The sequence below is a fragment of the Alcanivorax sp. HI0044 genome (assembly GCF_001634945.1).
Genome location: NZ_LWEZ01001581.1, coordinates 1 through 24,602, shown reverse-complemented (window position 1 = coordinate 24,602; position 24,602 = coordinate 1). Strand labels below are relative to the sequence as shown.

Annotated in this window: 27 protein-coding genes and 1 tRNA gene; 12 read left to right on the top strand and 16 right to left on the bottom strand. The window is 54.9% G+C overall.

Annotated features, from left to right (window positions below; all coding sequences use genetic code 11):
• Positions 1 to 12: 12 nt before the first annotated feature.
• The 4 genes from A3730_RS23940 to A3730_RS23925 form a co-directional block, all read right to left on the bottom strand.
• A complete protein-coding gene (locus tag A3730_RS23940; RefSeq protein ID WP_081737601.1) occupies positions 13 to 1,365 on the bottom strand; it encodes an APC family permease in 1,353 nt (450 codons plus the stop codon).
• Between the two features lie 129 nt (positions 1,366 to 1,494).
• A complete protein-coding gene (locus A3730_RS23935) occupies positions 1,495 to 2,244 on the bottom strand; it encodes a copper resistance protein B (protein ID WP_011588644.1) in 750 nt (249 codons plus the stop codon).
• Positions 2,241 to 4,022 carry a copper resistance system multicopper oxidase gene (locus A3730_RS23930; protein WP_063508768.1) on the bottom strand — a complete coding sequence of 594 codons (1,782 nt, stop codon included), beginning with the start codon at positions 4,020 to 4,022 and terminating at the stop codon, positions 2,241 to 2,243. The genes A3730_RS23935 and A3730_RS23930 overlap by 4 nt, the downstream gene beginning before the upstream one ends.
• A gap of 88 nt (positions 4,023 to 4,110) precedes the next feature.
• On the bottom strand, positions 4,111 to 4,644 hold the full coding sequence (locus A3730_RS23925) for a plastocyanin/azurin family copper-binding protein (protein WP_063519039.1): 534 nt from the start codon (positions 4,642 to 4,644) through the stop codon (positions 4,111 to 4,113).
• Between the two features lie 205 nt (positions 4,645 to 4,849).
• Here A3730_RS23925 and A3730_RS23920 point away from each other — a divergent pair, with 205 nt between their 5' ends.
• The 8 genes from A3730_RS23920 (at position 4,850) to A3730_RS23885 (ending at position 11,947) form a co-directional block, all read left to right on the top strand.
• Positions 4,850 to 5,518: a response regulator transcription factor gene (locus A3730_RS23920; protein ID WP_063520939.1), complete on the top strand. Its 669-nt coding sequence runs from the start codon at positions 4,850 to 4,852 to the stop codon at positions 5,516 to 5,518.
• Positions 5,519 to 5,537: 19 nt separating this feature from the next.
• On the top strand, positions 5,538 to 6,866 hold the full coding sequence (locus A3730_RS23915) for an ATP-binding protein (RefSeq protein WP_197468715.1): 1,329 nt from the start codon (positions 5,538 to 5,540) through the stop codon (positions 6,864 to 6,866).
• A 676-nt stretch (positions 6,867 to 7,542) separates the two neighbouring features.
• The gene (locus A3730_RS32820) at positions 7,543 to 7,737 is read left to right on the top strand and encodes a hypothetical protein (RefSeq protein ID WP_230457875.1); all 195 of its coding nucleotides are present in this window, start codon (positions 7,543 to 7,545) and stop codon (positions 7,735 to 7,737) included.
• 82 nt (positions 7,738 to 7,819) lie between these two features.
• Entirely contained in the window at positions 7,820 to 8,314 is a 495-nt protein-coding gene (locus A3730_RS23905; protein WP_062817356.1) for a RadC family protein, read from the top strand.
• A 99-nt stretch (positions 8,315 to 8,413) separates the two neighbouring features.
• Positions 8,414 to 9,382, top strand: coding sequence for a DUF932 domain-containing protein (locus tag A3730_RS23900; RefSeq protein WP_063508769.1), 969 nt, complete (start codon positions 8,414 to 8,416; stop codon positions 9,380 to 9,382).
• A gap of 84 nt (positions 9,383 to 9,466) precedes the next feature.
• Positions 9,467 to 9,967 carry a hypothetical protein gene (locus A3730_RS23895; protein ID WP_230457726.1) on the top strand — a complete coding sequence of 167 codons (501 nt, stop codon included), beginning with the start codon at positions 9,467 to 9,469 and terminating at the stop codon, positions 9,965 to 9,967.
• The gene (locus A3730_RS23890) at positions 9,964 to 10,971 is read left to right on the top strand and encodes a YqaJ viral recombinase family protein (RefSeq protein ID WP_063508770.1); all 1,008 of its coding nucleotides are present in this window, start codon (positions 9,964 to 9,966) and stop codon (positions 10,969 to 10,971) included. Before A3730_RS23895 ends, A3730_RS23890 begins: the two co-directional genes overlap by 4 nt.
• A gap of 94 nt (positions 10,972 to 11,065) precedes the next feature.
• On the top strand, positions 11,066 to 11,947 hold the full coding sequence (locus A3730_RS23885; protein ID WP_063508771.1) for a hypothetical protein: 882 nt from the start codon (positions 11,066 to 11,068) through the stop codon (positions 11,945 to 11,947).
• Here the strand turns inward: A3730_RS23885 and A3730_RS23880 are convergent.
• Positions 11,944 to 12,273 (bottom strand): helix-turn-helix domain-containing protein, encoded by a 330-nt coding sequence (locus A3730_RS23880; RefSeq protein WP_230457725.1) that lies wholly within the window; start codon positions 12,271 to 12,273, stop codon positions 11,944 to 11,946. The genes A3730_RS23885 and A3730_RS23880 overlap by 4 nt on opposite strands.
• A 250-nt stretch (positions 12,274 to 12,523) precedes the next feature.
• On the opposite strand from A3730_RS23880, the gene A3730_RS23875 reads away from it, so the two are divergent.
• The 3 genes from A3730_RS23875 (at position 12,524) to A3730_RS23865 (ending at position 14,353) form a co-directional block, all read left to right on the top strand.
• Positions 12,524 to 13,084 (top strand): DUF4339 domain-containing protein, encoded by a 561-nt coding sequence (locus A3730_RS23875; RefSeq protein ID WP_063509630.1) that lies wholly within the window; start codon positions 12,524 to 12,526, stop codon positions 13,082 to 13,084.
• Positions 13,085 to 13,123: 39 nt separating this feature from the next.
• Positions 13,124 to 13,912, top strand: coding sequence for a hypothetical protein (locus tag A3730_RS23870; RefSeq protein ID WP_063509631.1), 789 nt, complete (start codon positions 13,124 to 13,126; stop codon positions 13,910 to 13,912).
• 84 nt (positions 13,913 to 13,996) lie between these two features.
• Positions 13,997 to 14,353 carry a hypothetical protein gene (locus tag A3730_RS23865; RefSeq protein WP_063508260.1) on the top strand — a complete coding sequence of 119 codons (357 nt, stop codon included), beginning with the start codon at positions 13,997 to 13,999 and terminating at the stop codon, positions 14,351 to 14,353.
• Positions 14,354 to 14,586: 233 nt separating this feature from the next.
• On the opposite strand, the gene A3730_RS23860 is transcribed toward A3730_RS23865, so the two are convergent.
• The 3 genes from A3730_RS23860 to A3730_RS23850 all read right to left on the bottom strand — a co-directional run bounded on the left by A3730_RS23860 (position 14,587) and on the right by A3730_RS23850 (position 17,345).
• Positions 14,587 to 14,775, bottom strand: coding sequence for an AlpA family transcriptional regulator (locus A3730_RS23860; protein ID WP_082844633.1), 189 nt, complete (start codon positions 14,773 to 14,775; stop codon positions 14,587 to 14,589).
• 58 nt (positions 14,776 to 14,833) lie between these two features.
• Positions 14,834 to 15,544 (bottom strand): inovirus Gp2 family protein, encoded by a 711-nt coding sequence (locus A3730_RS33105; protein ID WP_082844632.1) that lies wholly within the window; start codon positions 15,542 to 15,544, stop codon positions 14,834 to 14,836.
• Positions 15,545 to 15,920: 376 nt separating this feature from the next.
• Entirely contained in the window at positions 15,921 to 17,345 is a 1,425-nt protein-coding gene (locus tag A3730_RS23850) for a winged helix-turn-helix domain-containing protein (protein WP_007150858.1), read from the bottom strand.
• Positions 17,346 to 17,458: 113 nt separating this feature from the next.
• Here A3730_RS23850 and A3730_RS23845 point away from each other — a divergent pair, with 113 nt between their 5' ends.
• A complete protein-coding gene (locus A3730_RS23845) occupies positions 17,459 to 18,157 on the top strand; it encodes a hypothetical protein (RefSeq protein ID WP_035249049.1) in 699 nt (232 codons plus the stop codon).
• Positions 18,158 to 18,503: 346 nt separating this feature from the next.
• Here A3730_RS23845 and A3730_RS23840 read toward each other — a convergent pair.
• From A3730_RS23840 to infC, 8 genes are all read right to left on the bottom strand, one after another.
• A tRNA-Pro gene (locus A3730_RS23840) sits at positions 18,504 to 18,580 on the bottom strand.
• 264 nt (positions 18,581 to 18,844) lie between these two features.
• Positions 18,845 to 19,204, bottom strand: coding sequence for a MerR family transcriptional regulator (locus A3730_RS23835; RefSeq protein WP_007149838.1), 360 nt, complete (start codon positions 19,202 to 19,204; stop codon positions 18,845 to 18,847).
• Positions 19,185 to 19,487: an integration host factor subunit alpha gene (gene ihfA, locus A3730_RS23830; RefSeq protein ID WP_007151347.1), complete on the bottom strand. Its 303-nt coding sequence runs from the start codon at positions 19,485 to 19,487 to the stop codon at positions 19,185 to 19,187. The genes A3730_RS23835 and ihfA overlap by 20 nt, the downstream gene beginning before the upstream one ends.
• Positions 19,488 to 19,512: 25 nt before the next feature.
• On the bottom strand, positions 19,513 to 21,903 hold the full coding sequence (gene pheT, locus A3730_RS23825) for a phenylalanine--tRNA ligase subunit beta (protein WP_063539125.1): 2,391 nt from the start codon (positions 21,901 to 21,903) through the stop codon (positions 19,513 to 19,515).
• 33 nt (positions 21,904 to 21,936) lie between these two features.
• Complete coding sequence (pheS, locus tag A3730_RS23820) at positions 21,937 to 22,956, bottom strand: phenylalanine--tRNA ligase subunit alpha (RefSeq protein ID WP_063521063.1); 1,020 nt, start codon at positions 22,954 to 22,956, stop codon at positions 21,937 to 21,939.
• 157 nt (positions 22,957 to 23,113) lie between these two features.
• Positions 23,114 to 23,473 carry a 50S ribosomal protein L20 gene (gene rplT / locus A3730_RS23815; protein WP_007151143.1) on the bottom strand — a complete coding sequence of 120 codons (360 nt, stop codon included), beginning with the start codon at positions 23,471 to 23,473 and terminating at the stop codon, positions 23,114 to 23,116.
• Between the two features lie 25 nt (positions 23,474 to 23,498).
• A complete protein-coding gene (gene rpmI, locus A3730_RS23810; protein ID WP_007149690.1) occupies positions 23,499 to 23,693 on the bottom strand; it encodes a 50S ribosomal protein L35 in 195 nt (64 codons plus the stop codon).
• A 38-nt stretch (positions 23,694 to 23,731) separates the two neighbouring features.
• Positions 23,732 to 24,277 carry a translation initiation factor IF-3 gene (gene infC / locus A3730_RS23805; RefSeq protein ID WP_369817633.1) on the bottom strand — a complete coding sequence of 182 codons (546 nt, stop codon included), beginning with the start codon at positions 24,275 to 24,277 and terminating at the stop codon, positions 23,732 to 23,734.
• Positions 24,278 to 24,602 lie beyond the last annotated feature (325 nt).

Here is a 24,602-nt window from a genome sequence, read left to right as displayed (position 1 = left end):
GAGTTCTGGTGATTAGTGATGATGAGCATGAGATTCTTTGTGTCCCGCTTCTTCGGCTTCTGTGGCCTTTTTCAGGAACAGTTGCTCGGCCACTGCGATAACAATCATGGTGACAACCGCCACGCCAATAACAAACAGGTCAGTATTCAGTTTGACCCAAACGAAGCCACCAAGAGCGAGCAAATCCAGAACAATTGCCACCGTGGGCACCCACACATTGGCCTTCACATCCTCCCGTAAATAGCGCAGAACGCCCCAATGGATAGCAATGTCCATGATCAGGTAAAAAATGATGCCCAGCGCTGCAATTCGGGACAGGTCGAAGAAGGCCGTGAGGATAAGCCCAAGCACCACGGTATAAACCAGCGTGTGCTTCTGGATGCTACCGGGCATGCCGAAATGACTGTGGGGGACCAGCTTCATTTCAGTCAGCATGGCCAACATGCGTGAGACGGCGAAAATACTGGCCAGAATGCCACCGGCGGTGGCCATCATCGCAATGGCGACGGTAAACCAGACGCCGTAGTCGCCCAATGCGGGACGCGCAGCGGCCGCCAGAGAGTAGTCCTGCGTTTTGATGATTTCCGCCAGGGACAGGTTACTGGCAACGGCGAAACCGACCAGGGTGTAGATCACCACGCAGGCTGCGATGGAAATAATAATCGCTCGCCCCACGTTTCTCTTGGGGTCTATGACTTCCGAGCCGCTGTTGGTGATGGTGGTAAAACCTTTGAAGGCCAGAATGCCAAGGGCCGTTGCCCCCAGGAAATTGCCAAAGGTTCCAGCCTCACCGGGGCTAGAGAAATCAACAGAAACACTGTCGGCAATCCAGATACCCACCAGCCCGAAAACCAGAATGCCTCCGATCTTCAGGATACCTATAAAGGAAGCCACGCCCTGAATCATTCGGTTGCCCAACAGATTGATCAGAAACGCGGCCAGAATTAGTGAGACGCCAAGAATGGGCACCATGCGGCCACTTTCATCGCCATCGAACAGTTGCATGGTGTAAGAACCGAAGGTTCGCGCAAGAAAGCTCTGGGCAATCACCATCGAGAAATACATCAGCAAAGCATTGAAAGCCGTCGGTAACCGATTGCCATAGGCTTTGTGCAGGTACATGCCTATGCCCCCGGCTGACGGGTAGGCATTGGAAATTTTGATGTAGGAATAGGCACTGAAGCTTACGATTACCGCCGCGGCCAGAAACGCCAACGGGAAAAGAACGCCAGTCATCTGCGCCATCTGCCCGGTAAGGGCGAAGATACCGGCGCCAATCATGACACCGGTGCCCAGCATAACAGTTCCCGGAAGTGTAAGACTGCCTTTCTGATAGCGCGTGGTTCTGTCGTGCGTGCTGCTCATACAACCTCCTGTTGTTTTGAACGGCGTTTGATACTCAATAAATAGCCAATGCTGGCTTGGGTAGATCTCACTTGCATCAATGTCGAGAAAAACGGGCCAAAGAAATATCTTTAGCCCCTAAGTACCTGATCAGAGTGCGATGCGCGCTCCAATCACAGCAAACCAATCTGCTGTACTGCCGCCGTCCGCTTCGGCAAAGTCGGCACTATCGCCGTATTTGCGCTCATGCACCACGCCCACATAAGGCGAGAACGCACGGTCGATCAGATCATAGCTCAACCTGAGTCCGGTTTCAGTAGAAACCAGTCCTTTACCAACGCCAATTTCCCGGTCCTCGCTAAACGCAACCGTGGCATCCAGCGTTGCCGCCAGAATCCAGTAGTTGGTGAGAAGCAGCTCGTACTCTGCATCCAGTTCGGCTGACGTATCGCCATCCTTACTGACATACAGGTTTGCATCGATCTCAAACCATTGGGGAGCCAGCCCGGCTACACCGAGAACGGCATATGTACGGTCCGGCCCCTCGGGCGTATCGAAACGTACGCCCGCTTTGGCGTCGAAGAACTTGGAGATGGGGATCTGGCCGACCAGCTGGTTTTCCAGTGTTTCGTAGGCCTGCTCCTCTATCTCGTACTCCCCGGTTGTGAGCAACCGGACTTTGAACTCGTCGGTGCCATAGAAAGCATCCGCATTCCAGACGCCCAGTTCCTCGTCATCGTCGCTGTAGCGGTATTCAAACTCCTCGAATTGAACACCCCAGGTTGTGAGCGGCTGTTTACGAGCGGTGGTGTCGGAGATCATTTCCTGAGCTGTCACCGCCGTTGAGACACCAATAGAGGCAAGGAAGCTGACTGCGACAATTGATCGAATACAGCTCATACCTCACCTCCATCTTTGGCAATCACGTCTGTTTTGGCCTGCGTCGACTCTGGCCCACCTTCAACAATGACCTTGCGGAACATACCAGCGGCCGCGTGATAGGACAGGTGACAGTGGAACGCCCACTGACCGGGCGCGTCGACCTCGGTTTCCATGTAAACGGTGGTGCCGGGCTGCACACTGACCGTGTGTTTGATCGGGTTCCACTGGCCTGCGCCAACATCAAGGATGGACCACATACCGTGCAGGTGCATGGGGTGAGTCATCATGGTTTCGTTGACAAACTTGAAACGGACCCGCTCACCGTATTTGAGACGAATCGGATCGGCGTCTTCATACTTGACGCCATTAATGCTCCAGGTATACCGCTCCATATTGCCGGTCAAACGAAGCTCAATTTCCCGGGTCGGCTCGCGAACTTCATACAACGGATCCTGAGCCTTCAGGTCAGCGTAAGAGAGGAACTTTCCGCCATTGGCAGCTTTGGGCATGAGGCCACTGCCCTTGGCGTAAAAAGGATCGCTTTTTTCTTCTGTCCCCATCGCCATGGAACCATGGTCCATGCCGGACATGCCCGAATGATCCATATCTTTCATGTTGGAATGATCCATACCTTCCATATTGGAATGATCCATGCTGCCCATGTTGGAGTGGTCCATCCCGGACATATCTCCCGAGCTGCTCATATCCATGTTCCCATGATCCATGCCAGACATGCTGCCATGGTCCATACCGGGCATACCGCTCATATCAGCCATGGTCAGACGCGCTGGTTCACGCATTGGTGGCACAGACCCTTCCATACCCTTTTCGGGGGCCAGCGTCGCTCTTGCATAGCCTGAACGTCCCATGGATTCGGCAAAAATGGTATAAGCCTGCTCATCTTTCGGGCGCACGATCACATCGTAGGTTTCCGCTACACCGATCCGGAACTCGTCCACACTGACCGGCTGAACGTTGTTGCCATCAGCCTGGACAACCGTCATATCCAGACCGGGAATCCGGATGTCGAAGTAGGTCATCGCCGAAGAGTTGATAAAACGCAGCCGGATGCGCTCGCCCGGCTCAAAGAGTCCGGTCCAGTTCTGGTCCGGCCCTTTACCATTGATCAGGCCCGTAAAGCCATGCACGTCTTCGACGTCTGCTTTCATCATGCGCATGCCACCCCAGGCCATGCGATCCCGAACTGTGTTCATAAAACCGTTCTCGGACACATCCGAGAAAAACTCGCCCACGGTCTGCTGATCGCGGTTGTAATAATCAGTCATCATTTTCAAGTTGCGCATGATGCGATCACCGGAATGCGGGTGTTTGTCGGTCAATTGGACGACGTATTCGCGGTCGTAACGGAACGGTTCACGCCCCTCGGGTTCGATAACGATGGAACCGTAGGCGCCATCCGGCTCCTGAAAACCAGAGTGGCTGTGGAACCAGTAGGTGCCCGCTTGCTGGATGGGAAATTCGTAGGTAAAGGTTTCACCCGGCTTGATGCCCGGGAAACTGATACCTGGTACTCCATCCTGATCGAAAGGAAGGATCAGACCGTGCCAGTGAATGGACGTCATCTCATCCAGATTGTTGGTCACGTTGATCCTGACGTTTTCGCCTTCTTTGAAGCGCATCACCGGCCCCGGAGATACGCCATTGTATCCAATGCCTTCTTTCACGAAATCGCCAGTATCAATTTTTACCCGGTCGACCGTCAGGTCGTACTCACCAGCCATAACCATGGCTGGCATCAGCAGGCTTAAAAGTCCTGTCAGTAGGCGTGTTTTCATCTTTTTCTTACTCCAAACTGCACTTCGTTGAAGCAGGGCTGGAAAACAGTCCCAACCCGTGCATTCGCGGGGTTGTCAGTACGCCGGTTTACTCAAAGTTAACGTCACCGTACATGCCGGCCTGGTAGTGGCCTGGCACGTTGCATGCGAACTCAATGTCGCCTTTTTCCGTAAACTTCCAGACAACTTCCTTGCTCTGTCCGGGCTCAAGCAACACGCTGTTTGGATCGTCATGCTTCATGGTTTTTCCGTTGCCCATGTCCATGCTCATCATGTCGTGATTCAGCTTCCCGCCCTGAATCACGCCGTGCTCTACCATCATCATCATTTCCTCCTGATGCCCCTCATGCATCTCAGGTGTGCCGATGTTGAACTCGTGAACGAGGTTCCCTTTGTTCTCCACCATGAACCGCACCGTTTCCCCGGGGCTTACGGTGATTGATTCCGGTTCATAGTAGTTGTCGTACATTTCGACTGTTATGGTTCGGCTGACCTCTGAGGCTTTGCCGGGCTCACCACTCGCAGCGCCGTGACCATGGCCTCCACCATGGGTTCCAGCGGCAAAGGCGGTCGCCGACAATGAGATAGCCGCAGCAGCAACGAGAAATTTTGATATGGTCATATATCTTCTCCCTTGAACAGATTTGGCCCTGGAGGCCGGGTTGTCTCACTCAAAACTTGAGCAATATCCAGAAACGGTTGCTACCATCGCTCAGCAACCTGAATCCATGCTGAAAATCGGAATTATTTTTTTCGTTCAGGCACAATTCAGCTTGGACAACCATACTGACGGGCTTTGATCCTCAAATTGAGAAGGCAAATCAGGAATGCGATTACTTCTGGTGGAAGATGATTCCCTACTGGCGAACGGGCTAAGCGCCCATCTGGAAAAGGCCGGTTTCAGCGTGGATACCGCCCGTACAGCACGGGACGCCGGGCAACTCGGGCAGCAGGAAAGCTACCAGGCCGGTATTCTTGACCTGGGCCTGCCCGACGGCAACGGTCTGGACGTACTGAGGCAGTGGCGGACGCATAAGGTCAGCTTCCCGGTGCTGATCCTGACCGCCAGAGGAGACTGGAAGGACAAGGTCAATGGACTTAAGGCCGGCGCCGATGATTACCTCGCGAAACCTTTCCAGACCGAAGAACTGATTGCCCGGCTTCACGCCATCGTCCGGCGAAGCGAAGGTCGAATAATGGATATCCTGACAGCGGGCCGATTCGAGCTGGACGAAAATCGCCAGACGTTAAGATCCGGTGACCAGACCGAACATAGCCTGACCGGTACGGAGTTCCGCTTGCTCCGCTGTCTGATGAGTCGACCCGGGCAGGTTTTTTCGAAAGAGCAGCTTCTGGACCAGCTATACAGCCTCGACGACACACCCAGCGAGAATGTTATCGAAGCCTATGTACGGCGGCTCAGGAAGCTGGTGGGTCCGGACACCATAAAGACCCGACGCGGTCAGGGGTACCTGTTCGATGCCGATAGCCGCTAGACCTCACTCAGTCAGGGCGATGCTCCTGATTCTGCTGCTTCCGGCCGGTATTGGCCTGATGGCGCTAGCCTGGATCATCCATGGGGCCTTGCTGGAGAGGATGTCCACGGACTTTGTAGAAAGCCGCCTGAAAGACGAGGTGGCTTTTCTGGAACACCAGATCCGCCAGTCCGGCGGCCGAACTGACACACTCCAGACCGGCGACTACTTTCAGGAAGTGTTCCACCACGCCTTCGCCATTGCCTCTCCGTCCGGGCAGTCCATTTCACCGAAAACCTGGACACCGCTGCTGAGGCCATTGCTCTCGTCCGAACAGGAAGGAGCCGTGAGAGTCCGGGATGCTGAGGTGCCCGCTGCGCCTTCCGAAATGCTGGGGTATCGCCGTGCCTTCACGGTCGACGGAAATTCCTTCGTGGTCATTGTTGCTGAGGATATGGAGGCACTGCAGCAAAGTCAGGCCGAACTCCACACCTGGACCGCCGTCGTTTCGGTTTTACTGGTCATTCTGATGATCGGGAGCATATGGGTGGGCATCAGTCTGGCCCTGCGGCCAGTAGTGGGCCTTCAGGCGAGCCTGAAAAGACTTCAGTCAGGCGATATTTCCCGTATTAACGCAAATGGCCCGGAAGAATTCCGGCCCCTCGTCCGGCAACTCAATCGACTGCTGGATTCACTGGATGACCGGTTGGAACGCTCCCGTGACGCCCTTGCCAACCTTTCCCACAGTGTGAAAACGCCCATAGCGGCTGTCAGACAGATCCTGGAAGACACGAGCCGCCCGCTCGATAAGAACCTGAGACGGGAAATGGCGTCGCGCCTCGACGACATAGATGCTCAGCTTGAGTCAGAAATGCGGCGAAGCCGGTTTGCAGGCCCACAGGTCGGCCAAAGTGCCTGCCCGGTCAAACAGGCCCGGGACCTGCTGTGGATGGTCGGCCGCCTCTACCCCGATAAATCTTTTGAACTATCAACATATCTGCCTGAACACCGTCGCTGGCCTGTCGAGGAGCATGATCTGAACGAAATCCTTGGCAACTTGCTGGATAACGCAGGCAAATGGTCGTTCCGCTGGGTGGAGCTCACCCTGGGTGAAGATCAAGGCCAGTTAAAAATTATCATCAGCGACGATGGGGCCGGCGTCTTAGAGACAGCCCGCTCAAAATTGGGCACGCGGGGATTAAGACTGGACGAGCAAAAACCCGGTCATGGCCTGGGACTGGCTATTGTCCACGCGATAGTTGAGCGTTATCAGGGGCTGGTTCATTACACGTCCAGTAAGGTAGGAGGCCTTACTGCAGTTGTTGTAATCCCTGGTTCTGATCGATTCGGCGACCGGTCAGACAACTGACACCTTCACCCTCCATTCTCTATGCTTCAAGTCAAATTCATCAATAGTTGGGATGATGATTTGGAGTCTCGTCCAGCCTGTTCAATCTCGACCGCTCTATAATGAGCTTTTCCTGAAGGATACTGAATCTACACCCACTAACACTACTTGCTCTACTTGCAACCCAAAACAGCAAACCGATGCTTTTGATCATGAATTTTATACCCCCCCCCCCCTTTCACTGCATGCCAGAGCCCGCCTTGTGCGGGCTTTTTCATGCCGTTTTGGAGTTTCTATGGATATTCGAGCGAGCTGGGCCTGTACCACGTACAGGGCTACGTTAATCCTGAGGAGATTATCAGTACGGCGGCCACCATTTTGTATGGCTGAAAGGTGTCTAGCAAACCGGTGGCGATTCACACACCTGAACTGACTTCCCACTTAGTAATTTCATTTCTGTTACCTAGTCTACGTCTCGATTCCAGATTTTTTCACCTACATATCACCCCCATGAAGCCAGGAAGGAATGACCCTCCTGGTCCCATTTCATGGAGGTTTAATGATCATTCAATGTCCCAGCTGCCAATCTATCCGGATAGCGGCGCTCCACACCGGGCGCAGGGTATGCGGCTCTGTCGGCACAGCCGCGGGTGCCGCGAGTGGAGTTGCGGCGGCCACAAGTGGCGCTCGTGTGGGTATGACGCTGGGCTATGTCGCGGGCCCTGGAGGATCGCTGCTCGGCGGCATAGCCGGTGCCGTGATCGGCGGCCTGATCGGAGGTGTTGCCGGCGGAGAGGCCGGTGCCGCTCTCGGTGACAAGCTCGACCAAACCTTTCTCGACAACCTGAAGTGCCTGGCTTGCGGCCACACCTTTCGACTCGACACCGATTAACCCGTATTTCGCACTTGCCCCCCCTTCACTACATACCAGAGCCCGCCTTGTGCGGGCTTTTTTATGCCGTTTTGGAGTTTTTATGGATATTCCCACTTTCGTGAAGAACGAGCAGGGCCTGTACCACGTGCAGGGCTGTGTTAAACCCGAGGAGATTGTCAGTACGGCGGCCACCATCCTACTGGATGAACTCACCGGTCGAGATACGCTCACTGCGCCCACCGATGTTGCCCAGTTCCTGCAGATGGCTCTGGCCCAGGAAAAAAACGAGGTCTTCGCGGCCATCTTCCTCAACAACAAACACAAGGTGCTCAGTTTCGAGCCCTTGTTCAACGGCACCATTGATGGCGCGGCGGTGTATCCCCGTGTAGTGGTACAGCAGGCGCTGGCCTGCAATGCCGCTGCCGTAATCTTTGCCCACAACCACCCCTCCGGGTGCTGTGAGCCCTCCCAGGCTGATCGCACCATCACCACCCGACTCAAGGACGCTCTGGCCCTGATCGATGTACGGGTACTGGATCACTTCGTCGTGTCCCGCTCCGAGTGGGTCAGCCTGGCCCAGCGTGGCTGGCTCTAAGCCTTCACTCTTCTGCTTTTGCTCTACCCCTGACTCACCCCCTCTTCTCATTCGCCAATCCGCCCGTTTCGGGCTCACCGTTTTTCTTGGAGATTTACCATGGCACATCTTGTCGAAAGCATGGCCTATGCAGGCCGCACCCCCTGGCACGGGCTGGGCAACCAGCTCGCCGCCCAACAGCCCCTCAATGTCTGGATGCAGGAAGCCGGCATGGACTGGGAGATCCGTGAGACTCCTGTTCGCTTCATTAGCAGCGAGGCTGGATCCCTGGGACAGATCTCATCCTTCCCGGATCAGAAGGTGCTGTTCCGATCAGATAATCAGGCGCCTCTGTCCGTAGTGAGCAACCGCTTCAAGGTGGTTCAGCCCCGGCAGATCCTGGAGTTTTACCGGGACCTCACCGAGCGCTCCGGCTTTGAACTGGAAACCGCTGGCGTCCTTAAAGGTGGCCGCAAGCTCTGGGCGCTGGCCCGCACCGGGCAAACAGGTTCTTTGGCTGGCAATGACCAGACCAACGGCTATGTGCTGCTGGCCACCGCCTGTGACGGTACCTTGGCGACCACTGCCCAGTTCACCAGCATCCGGGTGGTGTGCAACAACACCCTGGCGGTAGCCCTCAATGGCGCCGGCCAGGCGGTGAAAGTCCGGCACAACACCACCTTCGATGCTCAGGCGGTCAAGAAACAGCTGGGTATCTCCGTCTCTGCCTGGGATGACTTCATGTATCGCTTGAAAGCGCTGAGCGAACGACGGATCACCCGCAAGACCGCCGAGAAGGTCATGCGTTCGGTCTTCACCGATGTGAACTACTCCTCTGGGGACATGCTGGTGAAGCCCAACGAACAGGCCATGAAGAAGGCTATGGCGCTGTATGACGGGGCCGGTCGCGGCGCAGAGTTGCCGTCAGCCAAGAACACGGCCTACGGCCTGCTCAATGCAGTCACCGAGTTCGTGGACCACGAACGTCGCGCCCGCAGCACCGACAACCGGCTGGATTCCGCCTGGTTCGGCAAGGGTGCCCAGATCAAGCAGCGGGCCCTGAGCCAGACTCTGGAACTGGTGACCTGACTGATTCCCGACTCACTCTTTTTCCTCGACTAAAGCCCGACCCGCTCTGTGCCGGTCGGGCTTTTTATTGTTTGGAGCCTGACCATGACAGAACGTAATCACGATAGCCGTGTGAACCCGGAAGCCAGACTCTCTGCGCCACCCCTCTCCCCGCATCTGGCCGCCATCTGGGGCGCCTTTCTCCATGAAGGGGTGATGCTGAACAAGGAGCGCGGTACCCGGCTTCTGGAGATCTGGGGTAATGGATGCATTGAGCTGATCAGCACCCTGTGTGACTTCATCCCCGATATCTGGAAACAGGTGCAACCCTACTGGTATGGCCCGCAAGGGTTTCCTGGGGTGTTCGAGTACGAGGTGGTGTCTATCCTGGGCGAACAGCTGGGCACCTATCTGCTCGAGAATGATGGCGATTTACCGCCCAACACCGACATCCAACAGATGATCACCGAGCTGGTGGTCACTTTCTTCAGCCAGGGCGGTAGTCATGAGATCCCGTCGGATCAGACACCCCAGACCCACCGGCTGATCAATCTTCATGATCGCTTTACCGAGCGGCTGACCCAACTGGAAGGAGGACACTCATGAGCACGCCCCGCTCCATCAAATCCTCATCCCGCCCAGCCCTGCGCCTGGTGTCCACCAAGGGCATGAACCGGGAACAGTGGCTCAAGGTCCGCAAGCAAGGTATCGGGGCCAGCGATGCCGCTGCGGCCGTGGGACTTAATCCGTACCAATCGCCGCTTGAGCTGTGGATGATCAAGACCGGGCGGGATGGGCTGTTACCGGCCCCCGATCCTGACGACATCCATACCCCGCTGTACTGGGGCAATCTTCTTGAACCCAAGGTGGCCGAGGCCTATGCCAAGGCGACGGGCAACAAGGTACGGCGAGTGAATGCCGTGCTCCAGCACCCGGATGCAGACAAGCCCTGGATGCTGGCCAATCTGGATTACTCGGTAGTGGGAAATCCAGAGGTGCAGATCCTGGAGTGCAAAACCACCGGCCTCAATGGCGCCAGGCTCTGGGCCGATGGCGTACCAGAGTACATCCAGTGCCAGGTGCAGCATCAACTGGCCGTCACCGGCAAGCAGGCAGCGGACGTGGCGGTGCTGATCTGCGGGCAGGAGTTGCAGGTACACCGCATTGAGCGGGATGACGCCGTCATCAAGCAACTGATCGAGCTGGAACGGGCCTTTTGGCACTTGGTGGAAACCGATACGCCACCCGAGGCCGATGGCTCCGACTCCGCCGACCAGGCGCTGCGAGCGCTCTACCCTCGTGACGATGGCGAAGCGTTGGATCTCATTGAAGACACCGCACTCAACGGCGATTTCAGTGAGATGCTGGATATCCGGGAACGCCTAGCCCGTCTGGCCGAACGGGAAGCCCGGCTCAAGCAGCGCATCCAGCAACGCATGGGTGACGCCGCTCGGGCTTACTTCATGGATGGCCAGGTGAGCTGGAAGCGCAGCAAGGACAGTACAGTGCTCGACACTGACGCCCTGCTCAAGACTCAGCCCGCGCTACTGCAGCAATTCCCCAAGCATCGCGCTGGCAGTCGCCGGTTCCTCGTCAAACCCAACACCTGATCGTTCTCGCATCACCTCACTCAACACCCCACGCCTAACAGCATAAACGCCGGGCCCAGCCCGGCGGCTGTGCTTTTTATAACAGGAGATTCCCATGATCAAAGGACTCGCCATTACGCCCCCCGTGATTGGCCGTATCAGTATTGGCCGCATAGTAGAAAAGAACGGCAAGCGTCTGCCGGAGAAAGACGACCAATTCACCATCACTACCCAGATCCAGACCCGGGAGGGCTGGCTACCGCACCCACTGGATGAGGCCCTACGCCAGGAGGTACAAGGCAAGAAGCTACGCAGCATTCCCGTCACCCTGCCCTTCAATGATCCGGACCTGAACCTGCGGGCGGAGTACACCTTCTTCGAGCGCAAGAGTGGCCGGCCCCTGTGCAGTGGCGACGGGGAGACCTGCCGACGCCGCACCGACCAGGGCCTGGAGCAGTTACCCTGCCCCTCACCCGACCTATGCGAATTCGGTGCCCACGATCTGTGCAAACCCTACGGGCGGCTCTATGTACGGATCGGAGAGGAGGATGGACTGGGCTGCTTCGTGTTTCGGACCACCGGCTACAACAGCATCCGCACCCTGGCTGCTCGGCTGCGCTACTTCCATGCCATCAGTGGCGGCAACCTAGCCACCCTACCCCTGGAATTGAAGCTACGCGGGAAGAGCACTACCCAGAGCCACCGGGCACCGATCTACTACGTGGATCTGACGCTGCGCGCTGAGCAATCCATGGAGGATGCCGTCAGCCACGCCAGGGAAACGGCCAAGGTCAGGGAAGACCAGGGCATCAACCAAACAGAGCTGGACAAGGTAGCCCATGCAGGGCTGCTCAACGCTCAGTTCGAATACTCGGAGGAGGAAGGGTTACAGGTCGTGGAGGAGTTCGTGCCGGAAGGGTCGGCCCCACCGGGCAATACTCAACCGCAGTCGGCACAGGGACTCAGCCAGAAGCTGGCCGGACAACAGGCAGGCTAATCAATCATAGCCAGCAGGCCTTGGCGACGTTTAACGGACAGGCGCCGGTAGCCCTTGAGCAGTTGAGCTTCGGCGTCATTACGTACCTGGGCGTCATACTTGGACTTCAGCTCTGAGGCACCCTCAACCTGATCACCGCAGATCAGATGATCCAGCGATACACCGAGGACCGCCTTCAACTTCGGCAGTAAACGAAATCCGGGCGAATCACGGCCATTTTCCCAAGCGGATATCGTGGATTTGGTCACATGAAGCTCGTCGCCCAACTGCTCCTGGGTCAGACCCAACGCCAACCGTGCCGCCTTCAGGCGCTCGGGGAAGCTCATCACGCCCACTCCATCAATCTGATAGAGCAACGCTACGGCAGTGCCATACCTCTGTCGTACCGGAATACTTGACCCCCAAGGTGCAGCATTGCAATACTTTGCGAGTCTTGAATTACATAACACTCAAACTGAGACACACCTTCCAAACCAACGGACACAGCGCCTGGGGGAGACCGCTCTTCCCAGGCACAGCACTCGACCTGTGCTTGGCTAAAAACCATGGAAGGACAGCCACTACAAGGAATGAACAATGGAAAACAGCACCACGGGGAACGAGATCTGGTTCTACGAACTCAACGGAGAAAGGAAGGGGGGCGTTTCTGAAACCGATCTCATCACCCTGATCAGCAACGGCACACTACGCCACGGATCATCCGTCTGGAAGAAGGGGTTCGCGGACTGGACCAACATCGAAGATACCCAGCTTCGGGAACACCTTGATGATACGACCCCACCGCCGCTAACCGGAGCCAAAGTCAACAACACCGTTGTATGGATTCTGGCGTTTGCCCCACTGATCGGCCTCACCCTGGAATACTTTGTGGCCTACATGGTTCACAGCAGCGAGTACCGTGCCGAGCAAGCCGTTGCCAGCGGCCATTTCATTTACATCACTCTCATACTCAATATCGCCCTGTCTTTCCTGGATGAAAAGAGACTCAAGAAAGCCGGCACTGATACCAGCACATTTGGTGGATGGGTGTGGCTGGTGCCCGTCTATCTCTACCAACGAACCCAAGCCCTGAAGCAGAACCTGGCGTACTTCATCGTCTGGATCGTCTGTTTCCTCTTAATTGTGGTTGGTGCTTAAGCCAATCACCTCATGGAAAGATTTTAAAAGAGAACCATCATGAAAAACCTCAAAGCAGCCCTAGCATGCATTTCCCTGGCAGCCCTATCCGGGTGCTCTTCTGAAATAGACGTCATCCGGGAGGGGCGTCTTGAATTACTCCCTGAATATACGGTTGGCCAGGCGCTGGATAACCGTAAGCTTTGTGAGAGCACAGACTGGTCTGTCATTGAGGACGAACGGGGCCGAGATGTCGTTCGTTACACCTGTGATTTCAAGGACATAGAAAAGAATTACAGGGATACAGCAAATGAAATGATCGATGCTGCAAAAAACGACAGCAGGCTGATCACATTGCAGGAAAGGTTAAACGAACTCGAATCAGAAATAGCGAGAGAAAAACAACTATTAAAGAAAGCCCAAAATCATATCGATAACGGGAATTCTTGGACTGAAAGGAAAACAGAAAACGGCTCCAGCTACACGGTTTGGCCTCGTGTGAAACAGCAATCAATAACCGATATAGAAAATCACGAAAGAGGGGTCCGGAGCATAAAAAACCAGATCTCGATGATTGAAAAAGAAAACCAGGACTCCCTCTCTCTGGCTCAGGAGACTCTTGAGAAATACAAAGGAGCCAGGGCCTTTGAAACCATTGACTGGGTGGTAATGGAGGACGAAAGCTTCATGGTGCTTTCCGGAAGCATGCATCATACCAACATATTCAAAGATACCATCGAAGAAACGCCACACGAGAACATACAGTCCGCCCTCTACCTAATTTACAACGAAAACTTCGACACACTATTTGCTTATGAAGATGCCCTACAGCAAATAGCGGAGCTTTGATCATACTTCAATAAGACCCAGTCGCTGACTAGAACGGGCAGCGAATCTGCCCGTTTTATCATCTCCTCAAACTAGGACAACTCAATGAGCAAAGATATTGACATCGAAAAATACACCTCCGAAGACATCACTACTGAAAAGCTCTCCGAACTCATTGCCAAGAAAGCTTCCTTTCAAATTGTCGCGGTCAAGAACATCAGCTCCGTGGTAAATAAAGTCGAGGGAGCCATTGAAAAAAAAGGGCTACGTTGCCGCGTGTACACAGAATACAGAGCGGCCTCCTTAGCCAGCTTCGCTATCCCGACTGGCTTTACCCAGGTTACTGGCTTTGCCTCAGTGATTGGCATCGCCGCTCATAATCTCGCCACTTTCAACCCTGATTATGAGATAGGCAAGAACAAACCTGCCGGCAAAGTGACAGTGCTGTATAAGAAAGATTAGCGCCTTATTGGTAACAGCACCGTCACGTCGTGTGTGGATACCCGAGCAGAACATCCTCTCGGATAGTCCCCGTTTTCCTCGCCTACTACGCTCCAAGGTCTCGATCAATTGGCATTAAACCTCCCCGGTCCTATTGGTACCGGGGTCTACCATTACAAATTGGAGCCCCCTCCTGCTTTCATCTGATACAAAACCTCGCAGCCATCCATGAACCACGAAAGCCCAATAGCCGGTCAATGAGGCACTTCCTGGCAATCCCTCTCCTCAATCCTCTCCAAAATCCAGGCCTCGATTTCATCAGATACCCAGCCAACCGTTCTTCCACCAAGCGGTACTGGCTTGGGGAATACACCCTCAGCAATACGCTTGTAGATCGAAGAACGGCCAAGACCGGTATCTCGTATCACTTCTGTTAGCCTCATGAATCGCATGAAATTCTCCTCGTCATTCGTTCATGCGATAGCGCAGCAACGTAAAAACTTACTCACCTCCTCTCTGGCTACAGCCAAAGTTCCTAAACCCATCGTCATAAAGCTTGGTATCCACCTTTGCCAAGTAGCTCATGCGCCTGAACACCTCATGATATTGCGCGGTATACATAGACGATCCTTTTGAAATCAGCTGGACCGGGCTATCAGGGAAATGGACTAAACCGATTCCTTGACTCCCAGTCAGACCAAGAGTGCGACCCCAAGCTCGCTGAATACGCTCTGCCATGTTGCTAACTGCTTGTTCTTCCGCCAACCACCAGGGGAAGTCCGGCTCTTGCTGACCTAAGATACGCCCCAACGCGGAGTAAGCATCCCTATTGACCATAATGGCAATATGATAATGGGGCTGCCCTTCCCCACCGAACTCGCGACACCAGATCATACGAACATGGCAGTCATGAACCCGTTTTCCCTGGCCGCGCTTACGCTTCGAGTCGCACCTGATCTGCGAACGAAGAGAGTTGATGAAGCCGCTTGCCTGCCCCCCTTTGGGACCTGACCAACCGTACGGCAGCCTAGCAACGAAATGGATGACACAGGTTCGTGGATGCTCATTTAAGGCCCGGTCCAAAGTAGACCGGATAGATTTGAGGTAATTCACCGCGAGTGGACGGTCAGGCCTTGCCAGTACCGGCAAGCCCTCCCAGACTGATTCATAGTGGAGTTTGAGGTTGGTGTTGCTTGAATGTCGTTTTCTCATTGTCTGGCACCTATGGTTTCTTCATAGGTACCAGCGCACTGGTTGAAATTTACTCATGAGCAGGCTGGTTTGGTCCAGCCTGCCTGTTACTCAACCAACTGCACTTACCAGCCTTCACAAGTGGGCTGGCTAAGTGACTTTATGACTATATATATCTATTACCGACACTCAGAGCGGGTTATCAAGTACTGAAAGCCCACAACAGGGCCTTTACCCCACAGACGGGAGCCCAAATAGCGCTATCCAGTTAAAACAATCGATTACGAGTTCTGGAACGGGGTTATCGTACCCAGAAGGCCCACAAACCAATAACACTATTGAGCTTGAAGGCTGACATCAATTCACAGCTTAAATCAGTGCTATCCACGGTATGTAACTACCCCTCATCCTCAATACCAACTTCCGTGTCTACAACCTCCTTTTTGGTCTTTACACTTGGCTTAACAAGCAGGCCAATTTCATACTGCTCTTTTGTAGACAAGTCTACACGGTTGATTTCCTTAGTTGATTTTACATAATCGATTGAAGCCCCTTGGTAAATCCCCGGAGTAACATTTCTGCCTGGCGGCGGCGCAACCACAGCCTTTAAAATCAACAACTTACCATTCTCTGTTGATCGCAATATCGATATCCTACCATCTGGTGGCATAAGCAAACGCATCACCCCTAGTTTTTTGCTTAGCACTTCAGATTTCATGCACGCAGCCCTCCATATCCAGCCAGATAGGAACATCGCCGCTCTAGAGGCCGCCTCATCGCTACCCTTTCTCTCCTTTACACATAGCAATGCCTCCATTTCTAAGCGCAGATTGATGCTTGGTTCTGGTAGAAATTGACTGCCAATGAATAAGTATCTATCGGTCAATATTTGACCTACATAATCGTCTAAAACAGCCTGCAGATATTCTTCAAGCCCATCGAGCACAGCATCTTTGAGTCTTTTAGCAACGTCATCTTCACACTTCACCGGCAACAAATAGTTTCTACGGTCATATTCAATGGCAACGTAGGAATCATCCTCACAACCATTACTGAGAATCCTTATCAACTGAGGAATCTCTCGGCCCGGGTGGTACTGATCTTTTTTTTGTATATGAAGGACAAACGCCCGACCACACCAGCTAGCCTCAAAAATAGGGTGAGCCAGGTTGAGAAAATAGATGCTCGGGCACTTGCCGATTCCTATATCACTCACAATCCCAGCAACCACATCTCGCATGTACCCTAAGCGCCAAAGCTTCCTCAAATGCCGGCGTACTCTTTGAACTGACATCCCCACCTGCTTGGCCAAGCCAAAAGTCGAACAATTTCTGACTACACCGCAGGAATCCGCCTCAGTCAGCAACACTATAAGAACCAGCTTGCTACCGACACTCAGGGCATCAGGGTTGGGAGGGCCAAAAGTACGACCTTTCTTTCTCGTGACCTCCAACCCTCCAGGTGAGGGAATACTGAGCAGTGACTTTACCAGCCCCTCATGTCCCACACTCACTGGCCCAACCTGGAGATTCAACCGATCGGCAACGAGCTTTGAAAGTCGATAATCGTAAGACGGCCTTCCGGTCCTACCTTCAACGCGCCGGGCATCAAGAAGACCTTGGTCAACCAGTACCCCTATCGAATGACGGGCTAATCTCTCACTAACTCCCAACTTCCCCGCCAAACGGTCCAGAGACGTTTGAGCCCATTCGCCTATACCAAATTGATAGATAAAGGCAGTCAAAAAATATCGCTCAGCGGCCTGCAGCTCTTCAGACGACAAGCAGTTAAAGCTGGATACTAGAGCATTGCCAAGGTACATATTTGCACAAATGATATCTATTTTTGCCCATTATCAATTATGATCATATTTACGTCAATTCATACGGTATGATTTACTTGTCATGAAAATCTCAAGCATTAGGAGCATTGAAAGTGAAGAAACCAATCCCACCGAAAGAGTGGCTTGGCTCCGACAAGGACAAGTCAGATTGGGCCAGGCACTATTTGCGAAACAACCCCCCATCAGCCCTTTCAGTAAAAGCTCCCCACGAAGAGAACGAGCCGACCTTGATGACACTGGAAAGAATTTGGAATAACGGATTGGGGGCAGATGCTTTTGCACGCATCAAACGAGCATGGAATGCTTACAGCTACCGGAAGAACAAAAACAAGCGGACTTTCAGTTTTGTGCTACCCGTAGAAGAAGCTCTGTTTTTGAAACGTACGTCCAAATATCTAAAGGTGTCACAAAGCGCCCACCTGACAGCTCTGATTTGCCAGGATAGAACACATATCGAGAAACTGAGAAATGAGCATCAACAAAGACTCGAAGGCGCCAGAAAAACGCGCAATTCACTGGTAGAGGACAGAAAAACCAAAGAGCTAGGTCGCCTGCGGAAAGAAAATACGAGGCATGCGGGCATTCTCAAGCAATATGAAGAACTTATAAGAAAGCTAGTAGAGAAAGACCTTGTAAGGCAGGAATTAGAAAGGCAGGGATTGCAGGACCCCATACAACTCGATGCGAACAAAAGGGACGACCTGGACTCTCAAGCCAAAAAGCTGGCAGCAAGACACCTTGAGGATGCTCGAATTGACGCGTCTCGCACTTCTAACTACTCAGCGCCCTGACACCACCTCCAAGTGATCCACCCAACGCTGCAACTACAAGCGTCACCCAGCCTCATAGCTATGGAGTACCCTCAACCCCTTTTCTAGAGTGATCCGGCACAGCTTCAGCCATCTTGCCGGGCATCCAATACGCGCCAGGCCTTTGTAAACGGACCGCCTGACCAATCAGGGAAAACTAAAGGTCAGTGGCGCGTAAAGTAAAGGAGACAGGCCAGCCACAGGGATTAGCTATTGAGAAACGGTGACGGAACGGTGACGAAACACAGAAAAGCATAAGCGACGCCTAAAAACCAAAAAGGCCAGTCATCCATGACTGGCCTATCTCTTTGTTTTTCCGACCTTAATTTGGTCGGGACGGGAGGATTCGAACCTCCGACCCCTTGCACCCCATGCAAGTGCGCTACCAGGCTGCGCTACGCCCCGAGATGTGCTTGGCAGGCAGAGCTACCAAAGCGGCGGCAATCATAGCGGATTTGGTGGGGGGATGGAACCGGTAAAGTGCTGTTTGGTCAGGGTTTGAGCGATGGGGGGATTGTCGGGTTTGTCGCTAGCAGGTTCGCGCCTCGAGAGGCGCTCCTACAGAAGGCGGGATGATGATTTGGTCAGGGCGGGCATGAAAAAGCCCCGGGAGCGGGGCTGCCGGGGCTTTTTCGCCATCGGAGATGGCGGGGAGCGTTTGGTGCTGGATCAGGAAGCTTTGAGGACGTCGAGGACCTCTTCCATTTCCACAATCATCTGCTTGATGAGCTGGTGGTACTGGGTGGCCTGTTCCGCGTTGGCGCCGCCGGAGAGCTGTTGACGGGCACCGCCGATGGTGAAGCCCTGATCGTACAGCAGGCTGCGAATCTGGCGGATCATCAGCACGTCCTGGCGCTGATAGTAACGACGGTTACCACGGCGTTTCACGGGCTTGAGCTGGGGAAATTCCTGTTCCCAATAGCGCAACACGTGCGGTTTTACGTCACACAGGTCGCTGACTTCACCAATGGTGAAATAGCGCTTTCCTGGAATCGCCGGCAATTCGTCGTTATGACTTGGTTCCAGCATAGGCCTCAACCCGTTGTTTTAATTTTTGTCCTGGACGAAAGGTAACAACCCGACGGGCGGTGATGGGGATTTCCTCACCGGTTTTCGGGTTGCGCCCTGGTCGTTCGCTCTTGTCCCTGAGATCGAAATTGCCGAAGCCGGAGAGCTTCACCGGGATATTGTTTTCCAGTGAATGGCGGATCTCTTCAAAAAACATTTCCACCATTTCTTTTGCTTCACGTTTGTTCAGGCCTAACTCCTCGAACAAACGCTCGGCCATATCCGCTTTGGTCAGCGCTCCCATTAATAGCTCCCTGCCCTTCCTTAATTCAGTCCCTTAAGGCGGCGTTAAACTGTTGTTTTAACTGGGATACTACGGCATCCACCAGGTCATTCACCTCTTGATCCTTAAGAGTGCGTGAACGGTCCTGGAAGGTCAAGCCCAAAGCAAGGCTTTTACGATTTTCACCAATGCTATCGCCTTGATATATATCGAAAATCTTGACCCCGGTGAGACGATCGTCACAGGCAGAGCGAACCGCAGCGATCAGATCCCCTGCGGGGACGCTGTCTTCTACCACAAAGGCCAGATCGCGGCGCATCCGCGGCTGGTCAGACACAGCCGCAAAGCTGGGCAGGCTGCCTTGCTGCAACGGCGCTTGCGCCAGTTCGAAAGCGTACAGTTGACCCGGCAGATCCAGATCGGCGGCCAGGCGCGGGTGAATCCGCCCCAGAAAACCCACCACCTCACCATCACGCTTTAGTGCCGCGGTCTGGCCCGGATGCAGCGCCGGGTGCTCGGCGGGCTCAAAGCTGAACGCCTGCGCATCAGACAACGCCAACAATGCTTCCACGTCCCCTTTCAGGTCGAAGAAATCCACCGGGCGTTTGCCTTCCCAATTCTGCGGCTGGGCACTACCGTACAGCAGACCGGCGATCATCGGCGTCTGCTCCAGGCCACCTTCCACGTCTGGCGCATCGGTGGGCACAAAACGCAGGCCCGTTTCGAACAGACGCAGGCGATCAGCCTGCCGGTTCAGGTTATGGCGCGCGGTGCTGAACAGGCCAGCCAGCAGCGTGGTGCGCATGACGCCCAAATCCGCAGAGATCGGATTCAGCAGCGGCAGTGGCTCCACGCGGGGCTCGACTTTCGCCAGCAGACCCGGCTCCACAAAGGTGTAGGTAATCGCTTCCTGGTAGCCACGGTCCATCAAGGTGTCCGCCAGGCGGCGCACGGCCACGATCTGTTCCGGCACGGTCTCGCCGGAAGGCGAACCCGCCGGCACCCGGCTGGGCAGCTTTTCGTAGCCATAAATGCGCGCCAACTCTTCGATCAAATCCTGCTCGATGGCCATGTCGAAGCGCCAGCTGGGAGCCAGCACGGTCCACCCTTGCCCATCGCCATTCAGAGAGATGTCCATGCCCAGGCGGCTGAGAATGTCTTCCACCTGCTGGGCGGGTAAACCCATGCCCAATAAGCCTTCGATCCGCTCAGCGCGCAATGTGAGCTCGGCCTGCTTGGGCAGCTGCGCTTCGTCCACCGCTTCGGTGACGGGGCCTGCCTGGCCACCCGCAATTTGCTGGATCAGGGCTGTAGCATACTCAATGGCATCGCTCTGCAGTTGCGGATCCACACCGCGCTCGAAGCGGTGAGAGGAATCGGTATGCAGCCCATAGGAGCGAGCCTTGCCGGCAATCGCCAGGGGGGCGAAGAAGGCGCATTCCAGGAAAATATCCTGGGTATCCGTGGTCACGGATGACGGTTTGCCGCCCATGACCCCAGCGAGAGCCAGTGCCGCGCTGTCGTCAGCAATTACCAGGGTATCGTCCCGTAGGGTCAGCTCTTGGTCGTCCAGGGTAGTAAGCGTCTCATCCGCTTTGGCCTTGCGCACGGTGATACCACCGCTGAGCTTGGCCAGATCGAACGCATGTAACGGCTGCCCCAGTTCCACCAACACATAGTTGGTTACATCGACGATGGGGTCGATGGTGCGCAGACCCGCACGGCGCAGGCGCTCCACCATCCACAGCGGGGTGGCAGCGTTGACATCCACGCCCTTGATGACCCGGCCCAGGTAGCGGGGGCAGCCGGCGTTATCCGCTAGCGTTACGGTCAATGCATCATCAATGGCCGGCGCCACCTTGCTGATGGCCGCCTCGGTGAGCGGGCTCTGGTTCATCACGCCCACTTCCCGGGCGATACCGCGCAGGCTCAGGCAATCAGCCCGGTTAGGAGTCAGATCCACTTCGATAACGGTGTCGTCGAGCCTCAGGTAGTCGCGAAAATCGGTGCCCACGGGGGCGTCTTCCGGCAGCTCCATGAGACCATCGATCAGGTCTTCCAGGCCCAGTTCCGACGCGCCGCACAGCATGCCATTGGATTCCTGGCCGCGCAGCTTGGCTTTCTTGATCTTGAAGTCACCGGGCAGCACCGCGCCGACCTGGGCGAAGGGCATCTTCAGGCCCACACGCACATTGGCCGCACCACACACCACCTGCACCGTGTCGGTGCCATTGGTCACCTGACAGACACTGAGTTTGTCGGCATCCGGGTGCGGTTCGCAGCTTTCCACCTGCCCGACCACCACGCCGCTAAAATCCGGTGCGGCCGGTTCCACCGCGTCCACTTCCAGGCCGGCCATGGTCAATTGCTGGACCAGGGTGTCGGTATCCACGGCGGGGTTGACCCACTCCCGCAACCAGGCTTCGTTAAAACGCATGTCGTGATTCCTTTAACTTGTTCGCGGGAGACGTTAGCTGAACTGGGACAAAAAGCGGGTGTCGTTTTCGAAAAACAACCGCAAGTCGTTCACGCCATAACGGAGCATGGTGATACGCTCGATCCCCATACCAAAGGCAAAGCCGCTGTACTCTTCCGCATCAACGCCGCCCGCTTCCAACACCTTCGGGTGCACCATGCCGCAGCCCATGATTTCGATCCAGCCGGTGTGCGAGCACACCCGGCAGCCATCGCCACCACAACTCACGCAGCCCACATCCACTTCCGCGCTGGGCTCGGTGAACGGGAAATAGCTGGGGCGAAAACGGACCGGCAAGTCTTCCACTTCAAAGGTGAAGCGCAGGAATTCCGCCACGGTGCCACGCAGATCGGCGAAGGTAATGCCCTTGTCCACCAACAGGCCTTCCACCTGGTGGAACATGGGAGTGTGGGTCAAATCTGAATCACAGCGATACACACGGCCCGGCGCAATAATCCGGAACGGCGGTTTGCCCTGTTCCATCACCCGTACCTGTACCGGTGAAGTATGGGTGCGCAGCAGGCGCCCATCACCGAAATAGAAGGTATCGTGCATGGCCCGTGCCGGGTGGTGGCCGGGGATATTCAAGGCCTCGAAATTGTGGAAGTCATCCTCCACTTCCGGGCCTTCGGAAATATCAAACCCCAGACGCAAAAAGAAATCCTCAATGCGGCGACGCATACGGTTCACCGGGTGCAACCCGCCCGGCAACTCGCCTCTGCCCGGCAACGTCACATCAACGGTCTCGCTGGCCAGCTGCTCATTCAGGGCCGCCTCTTCCATGGCACTTTTGCGCCCGGCAATAGCGTCCTGAACCTTCTGCTTGCCTTCATTGATGACGGCGCCGGCCTGCGGGCGCTCTTCTGCGCTCAGTTTGCCCAACCCCTTCATCAAGGCACTGATTTCACCCTTTTTGCCCAGGTACTTCACCCGCACATCGTCCAGCGCCCGAATGTCGCCAGCCTGCTCGACCTCTGCCAAGGCAGCGTCAACCAGGGCATTGAGATTTTCCATTTCAATTCCTCTGCTACACGCAACGCGCTTCGTGCACCCCTTTCCCGTGTTGCACAAAGCGTGTTGCTTGTTGCGTCTCTTTTACCAACAAAAACGGGGGAAGAGCGCGAACTCTTCCCCCGTTGAATGCACTACTACGCAGCTGCGTAACAGTCGATCAGGCGGTGAGACTCGCTTTGGCTTTTTCGGCCAAAGCGCTAAAGGTTGCCTGATCACGGACAGCGATGTCCGCCAGTACTTTACGGTCAATGTCGATGGACGCTTTCTTCAGCCCATTGATCAGACGGCTGTAAGACAGGCCGTTCAAACGCGCAGCGGCGTTGATACGAACAATCCACAGACGACGGAACTGACGCTTGCGAACCTTACGGTCGCGGTAAGCGTACTGACCAGCTTTGGTAACGGCCTGTACCGCTACACGGAATACACGGCTGCGGGCACCGTAGTAGCCTTTAGCTTGCTTGAGAATCTTCTTGTGCCGACGACGGGCCTGCACACCACGTTTTACTCGTGCCATTTTTTAGTCTCCAGATCCGTAAAAGTTATGCGTAGGGCATCATGCGTTTAACAAGAGCCACATCATTCTCGTGGACTTCCTGCTTCGGACGCAGTTTACGAATAGTCTTGGAAGACTTTTTGGTCAGAATGTGGTTTTTGAATGCCTGCTTGCGCTTGAAACCGGAGGCGGTTTTTTTGAAACGCTTGGCAGCCCCACGATTTGTCTTGATTTTAGGCATGGTACCTTCTCAAGTTGATGAATTAATTAAACAGCCGATCAGGACTGTTTCTTCTTTTTGCCCGGGCCGAGCACCATGATCATCTGGCGCCCTTCCATGTTCGGACGTTGCTCAACAGAACCGTATTCTTCCAGATCCTTCTCGATACGTGCGAGAAGTTCCCGGCCCAGTTCCTGGTGAGCCATCTCCCGACCGCGGAAACGGACGGTGATTTTCGCTTTGTCTCCGGCCTCGAGGAAACGGATGAGGTTACGCAGTTTCACCTCATAGTCGCCAATGTCGGTGCCGGGACGGAATTTGATTTCCTTGACCTGAGTCTGGCGTTGTTTCTTACGCCCCTCTTTGGCCTTCTGTTTTGCCTCGAACAGATGCTTGCCGTAATCCATGATTCGGCAAACCGGCGGTTCTGCACCAGGGGAGATTTCCACCAGATCCAGCTGTTTAGCGGTGGCCTTTTCCAAGGCATCCTGCAGGCTGACGATACCGACCTGCTCACCGTCCACATCAATCAACCGAACTTCGGTTGCCTGGATTTGCTGATTTGTATTGGCGCGCTGCTCGCGGCCTTTGCCTCCACGCTTAATGTCGTGAACCTCCAATCTGTGATCGAAAACGAGGCGAGTAGCCTCACCGCCTCAGTAAACAGGCGCGCATTGTATGCCACCACAACGGGCACAACAACCCCAGCCGCACTTGGCCGGCGCACGCAACTGACTGAAACGGAATGAATTCTGGCTGGCTGTGGACGTTTATCCACGCAGGCCCGCATAACGTCGGGCCAAAAATCCAGCAAGGGGGCGTATTTTAAGCATATCTGGGCACTTTTCAAGCAGCCAATCCTGCCAAATACCCGGCGGTCAGGCATTCCATATGGACGTTCGTTCCCGCACCACACGGCCCAAGAGGGAA

Coding starts and splice junctions, on each gene's coding strand:
- A3730_RS23925 (WP_063519039.1), bottom strand. CDS start 4,644: ATGACCATATCAAAATTTCTCGTTGCTGCTGCGGCTATCTCATTGTCG.
- A3730_RS32820 (WP_230457875.1), top strand. CDS start 7,543: ATGACGCTGGGCTATGTCGCGGGCCCTGGAGGATCGCTGCTCGGCGGC.
- A3730_RS23860 (WP_082844633.1), bottom strand. CDS start 14,775: ATGAGGCTAACAGAAGTGATACGAGATACCGGTCTTGGCCGTTCTTCG.
- A3730_RS23920 (WP_063520939.1), top strand. CDS start 4,850: ATGCGATTACTTCTGGTGGAAGATGATTCCCTACTGGCGAACGGGCTA.
- pheS (WP_063521063.1), bottom strand. CDS start 22,956: ATGGAAAATCTCAATGCCCTGGTTGACGCTGCCTTGGCAGAGGTCGAG.
- A3730_RS23870 (WP_063509631.1), top strand. CDS start 13,124: ATGAAAAACCTCAAAGCAGCCCTAGCATGCATTTCCCTGGCAGCCCTA.
- A3730_RS23905 (WP_062817356.1), top strand. CDS start 7,820: ATGGATATTCCCACTTTCGTGAAGAACGAGCAGGGCCTGTACCACGTG.
- rpmI (WP_007149690.1), bottom strand. CDS start 23,693: ATGCCTAAAATCAAGACAAATCGTGGGGCTGCCAAGCGTTTCAAAAAA.
- ihfA (WP_007151347.1), bottom strand. CDS start 19,487: ATGGGAGCGCTGACCAAAGCGGATATGGCCGAGCGTTTGTTCGAGGAG.
- rplT (WP_007151143.1), bottom strand. CDS start 23,473: ATGGCACGAGTAAAACGTGGTGTGCAGGCCCGTCGTCGGCACAAGAAG.
- A3730_RS23865 (WP_063508260.1), top strand. CDS start 13,997: ATGAGCAAAGATATTGACATCGAAAAATACACCTCCGAAGACATCACT.
- A3730_RS23880 (WP_230457725.1), bottom strand. CDS start 12,273: ATGAGCTTCCCCGAGCGCCTGAAGGCGGCACGGTTGGCGTTGGGTCTG.
- A3730_RS23890 (WP_063508770.1), top strand. CDS start 9,964: ATGAGCACGCCCCGCTCCATCAAATCCTCATCCCGCCCAGCCCTGCGC.
- A3730_RS33105 (WP_082844632.1), bottom strand. CDS start 15,544: ATGAGAAAACGACATTCAAGCAACACCAACCTCAAACTCCACTATGAA.
- A3730_RS23935 (WP_011588644.1), bottom strand. CDS start 2,244: ATGAGCTGTATTCGATCAATTGTCGCAGTCAGCTTCCTTGCCTCTATT.
- A3730_RS23885 (WP_063508771.1), top strand. CDS start 11,066: ATGATCAAAGGACTCGCCATTACGCCCCCCGTGATTGGCCGTATCAGT.
- pheT (WP_063539125.1), bottom strand. CDS start 21,903: ATGCGTTTTAACGAAGCCTGGTTGCGGGAGTGGGTCAACCCCGCCGTG.
- A3730_RS23915 (WP_197468715.1), top strand. CDS start 5,538: ATGCTCCTGATTCTGCTGCTTCCGGCCGGTATTGGCCTGATGGCGCTA.
- A3730_RS23900 (WP_063508769.1), top strand. CDS start 8,414: ATGGCACATCTTGTCGAAAGCATGGCCTATGCAGGCCGCACCCCCTGG.
- A3730_RS23930 (WP_063508768.1), bottom strand. CDS start 4,022: ATGAAAACACGCCTACTGACAGGACTTTTAAGCCTGCTGATGCCAGCC.
- A3730_RS23895 (WP_230457726.1), top strand. CDS start 9,467: ATGACAGAACGTAATCACGATAGCCGTGTGAACCCGGAAGCCAGACTC.
- A3730_RS23875 (WP_063509630.1), top strand. CDS start 12,524: ATGGAAAACAGCACCACGGGGAACGAGATCTGGTTCTACGAACTCAAC.
- A3730_RS23835 (WP_007149838.1), bottom strand. CDS start 19,204: ATGCTGGAACCAAGTCATAACGACGAATTGCCGGCGATTCCAGGAAAG.
- A3730_RS23850 (WP_007150858.1), bottom strand. CDS start 17,345: ATGTACCTTGGCAATGCTCTAGTATCCAGCTTTAACTGCTTGTCGTCT.
- A3730_RS23940 (WP_081737601.1), bottom strand. CDS start 1,365: ATGAGCAGCACGCACGACAGAACCACGCGCTATCAGAAAGGCAGTCTT.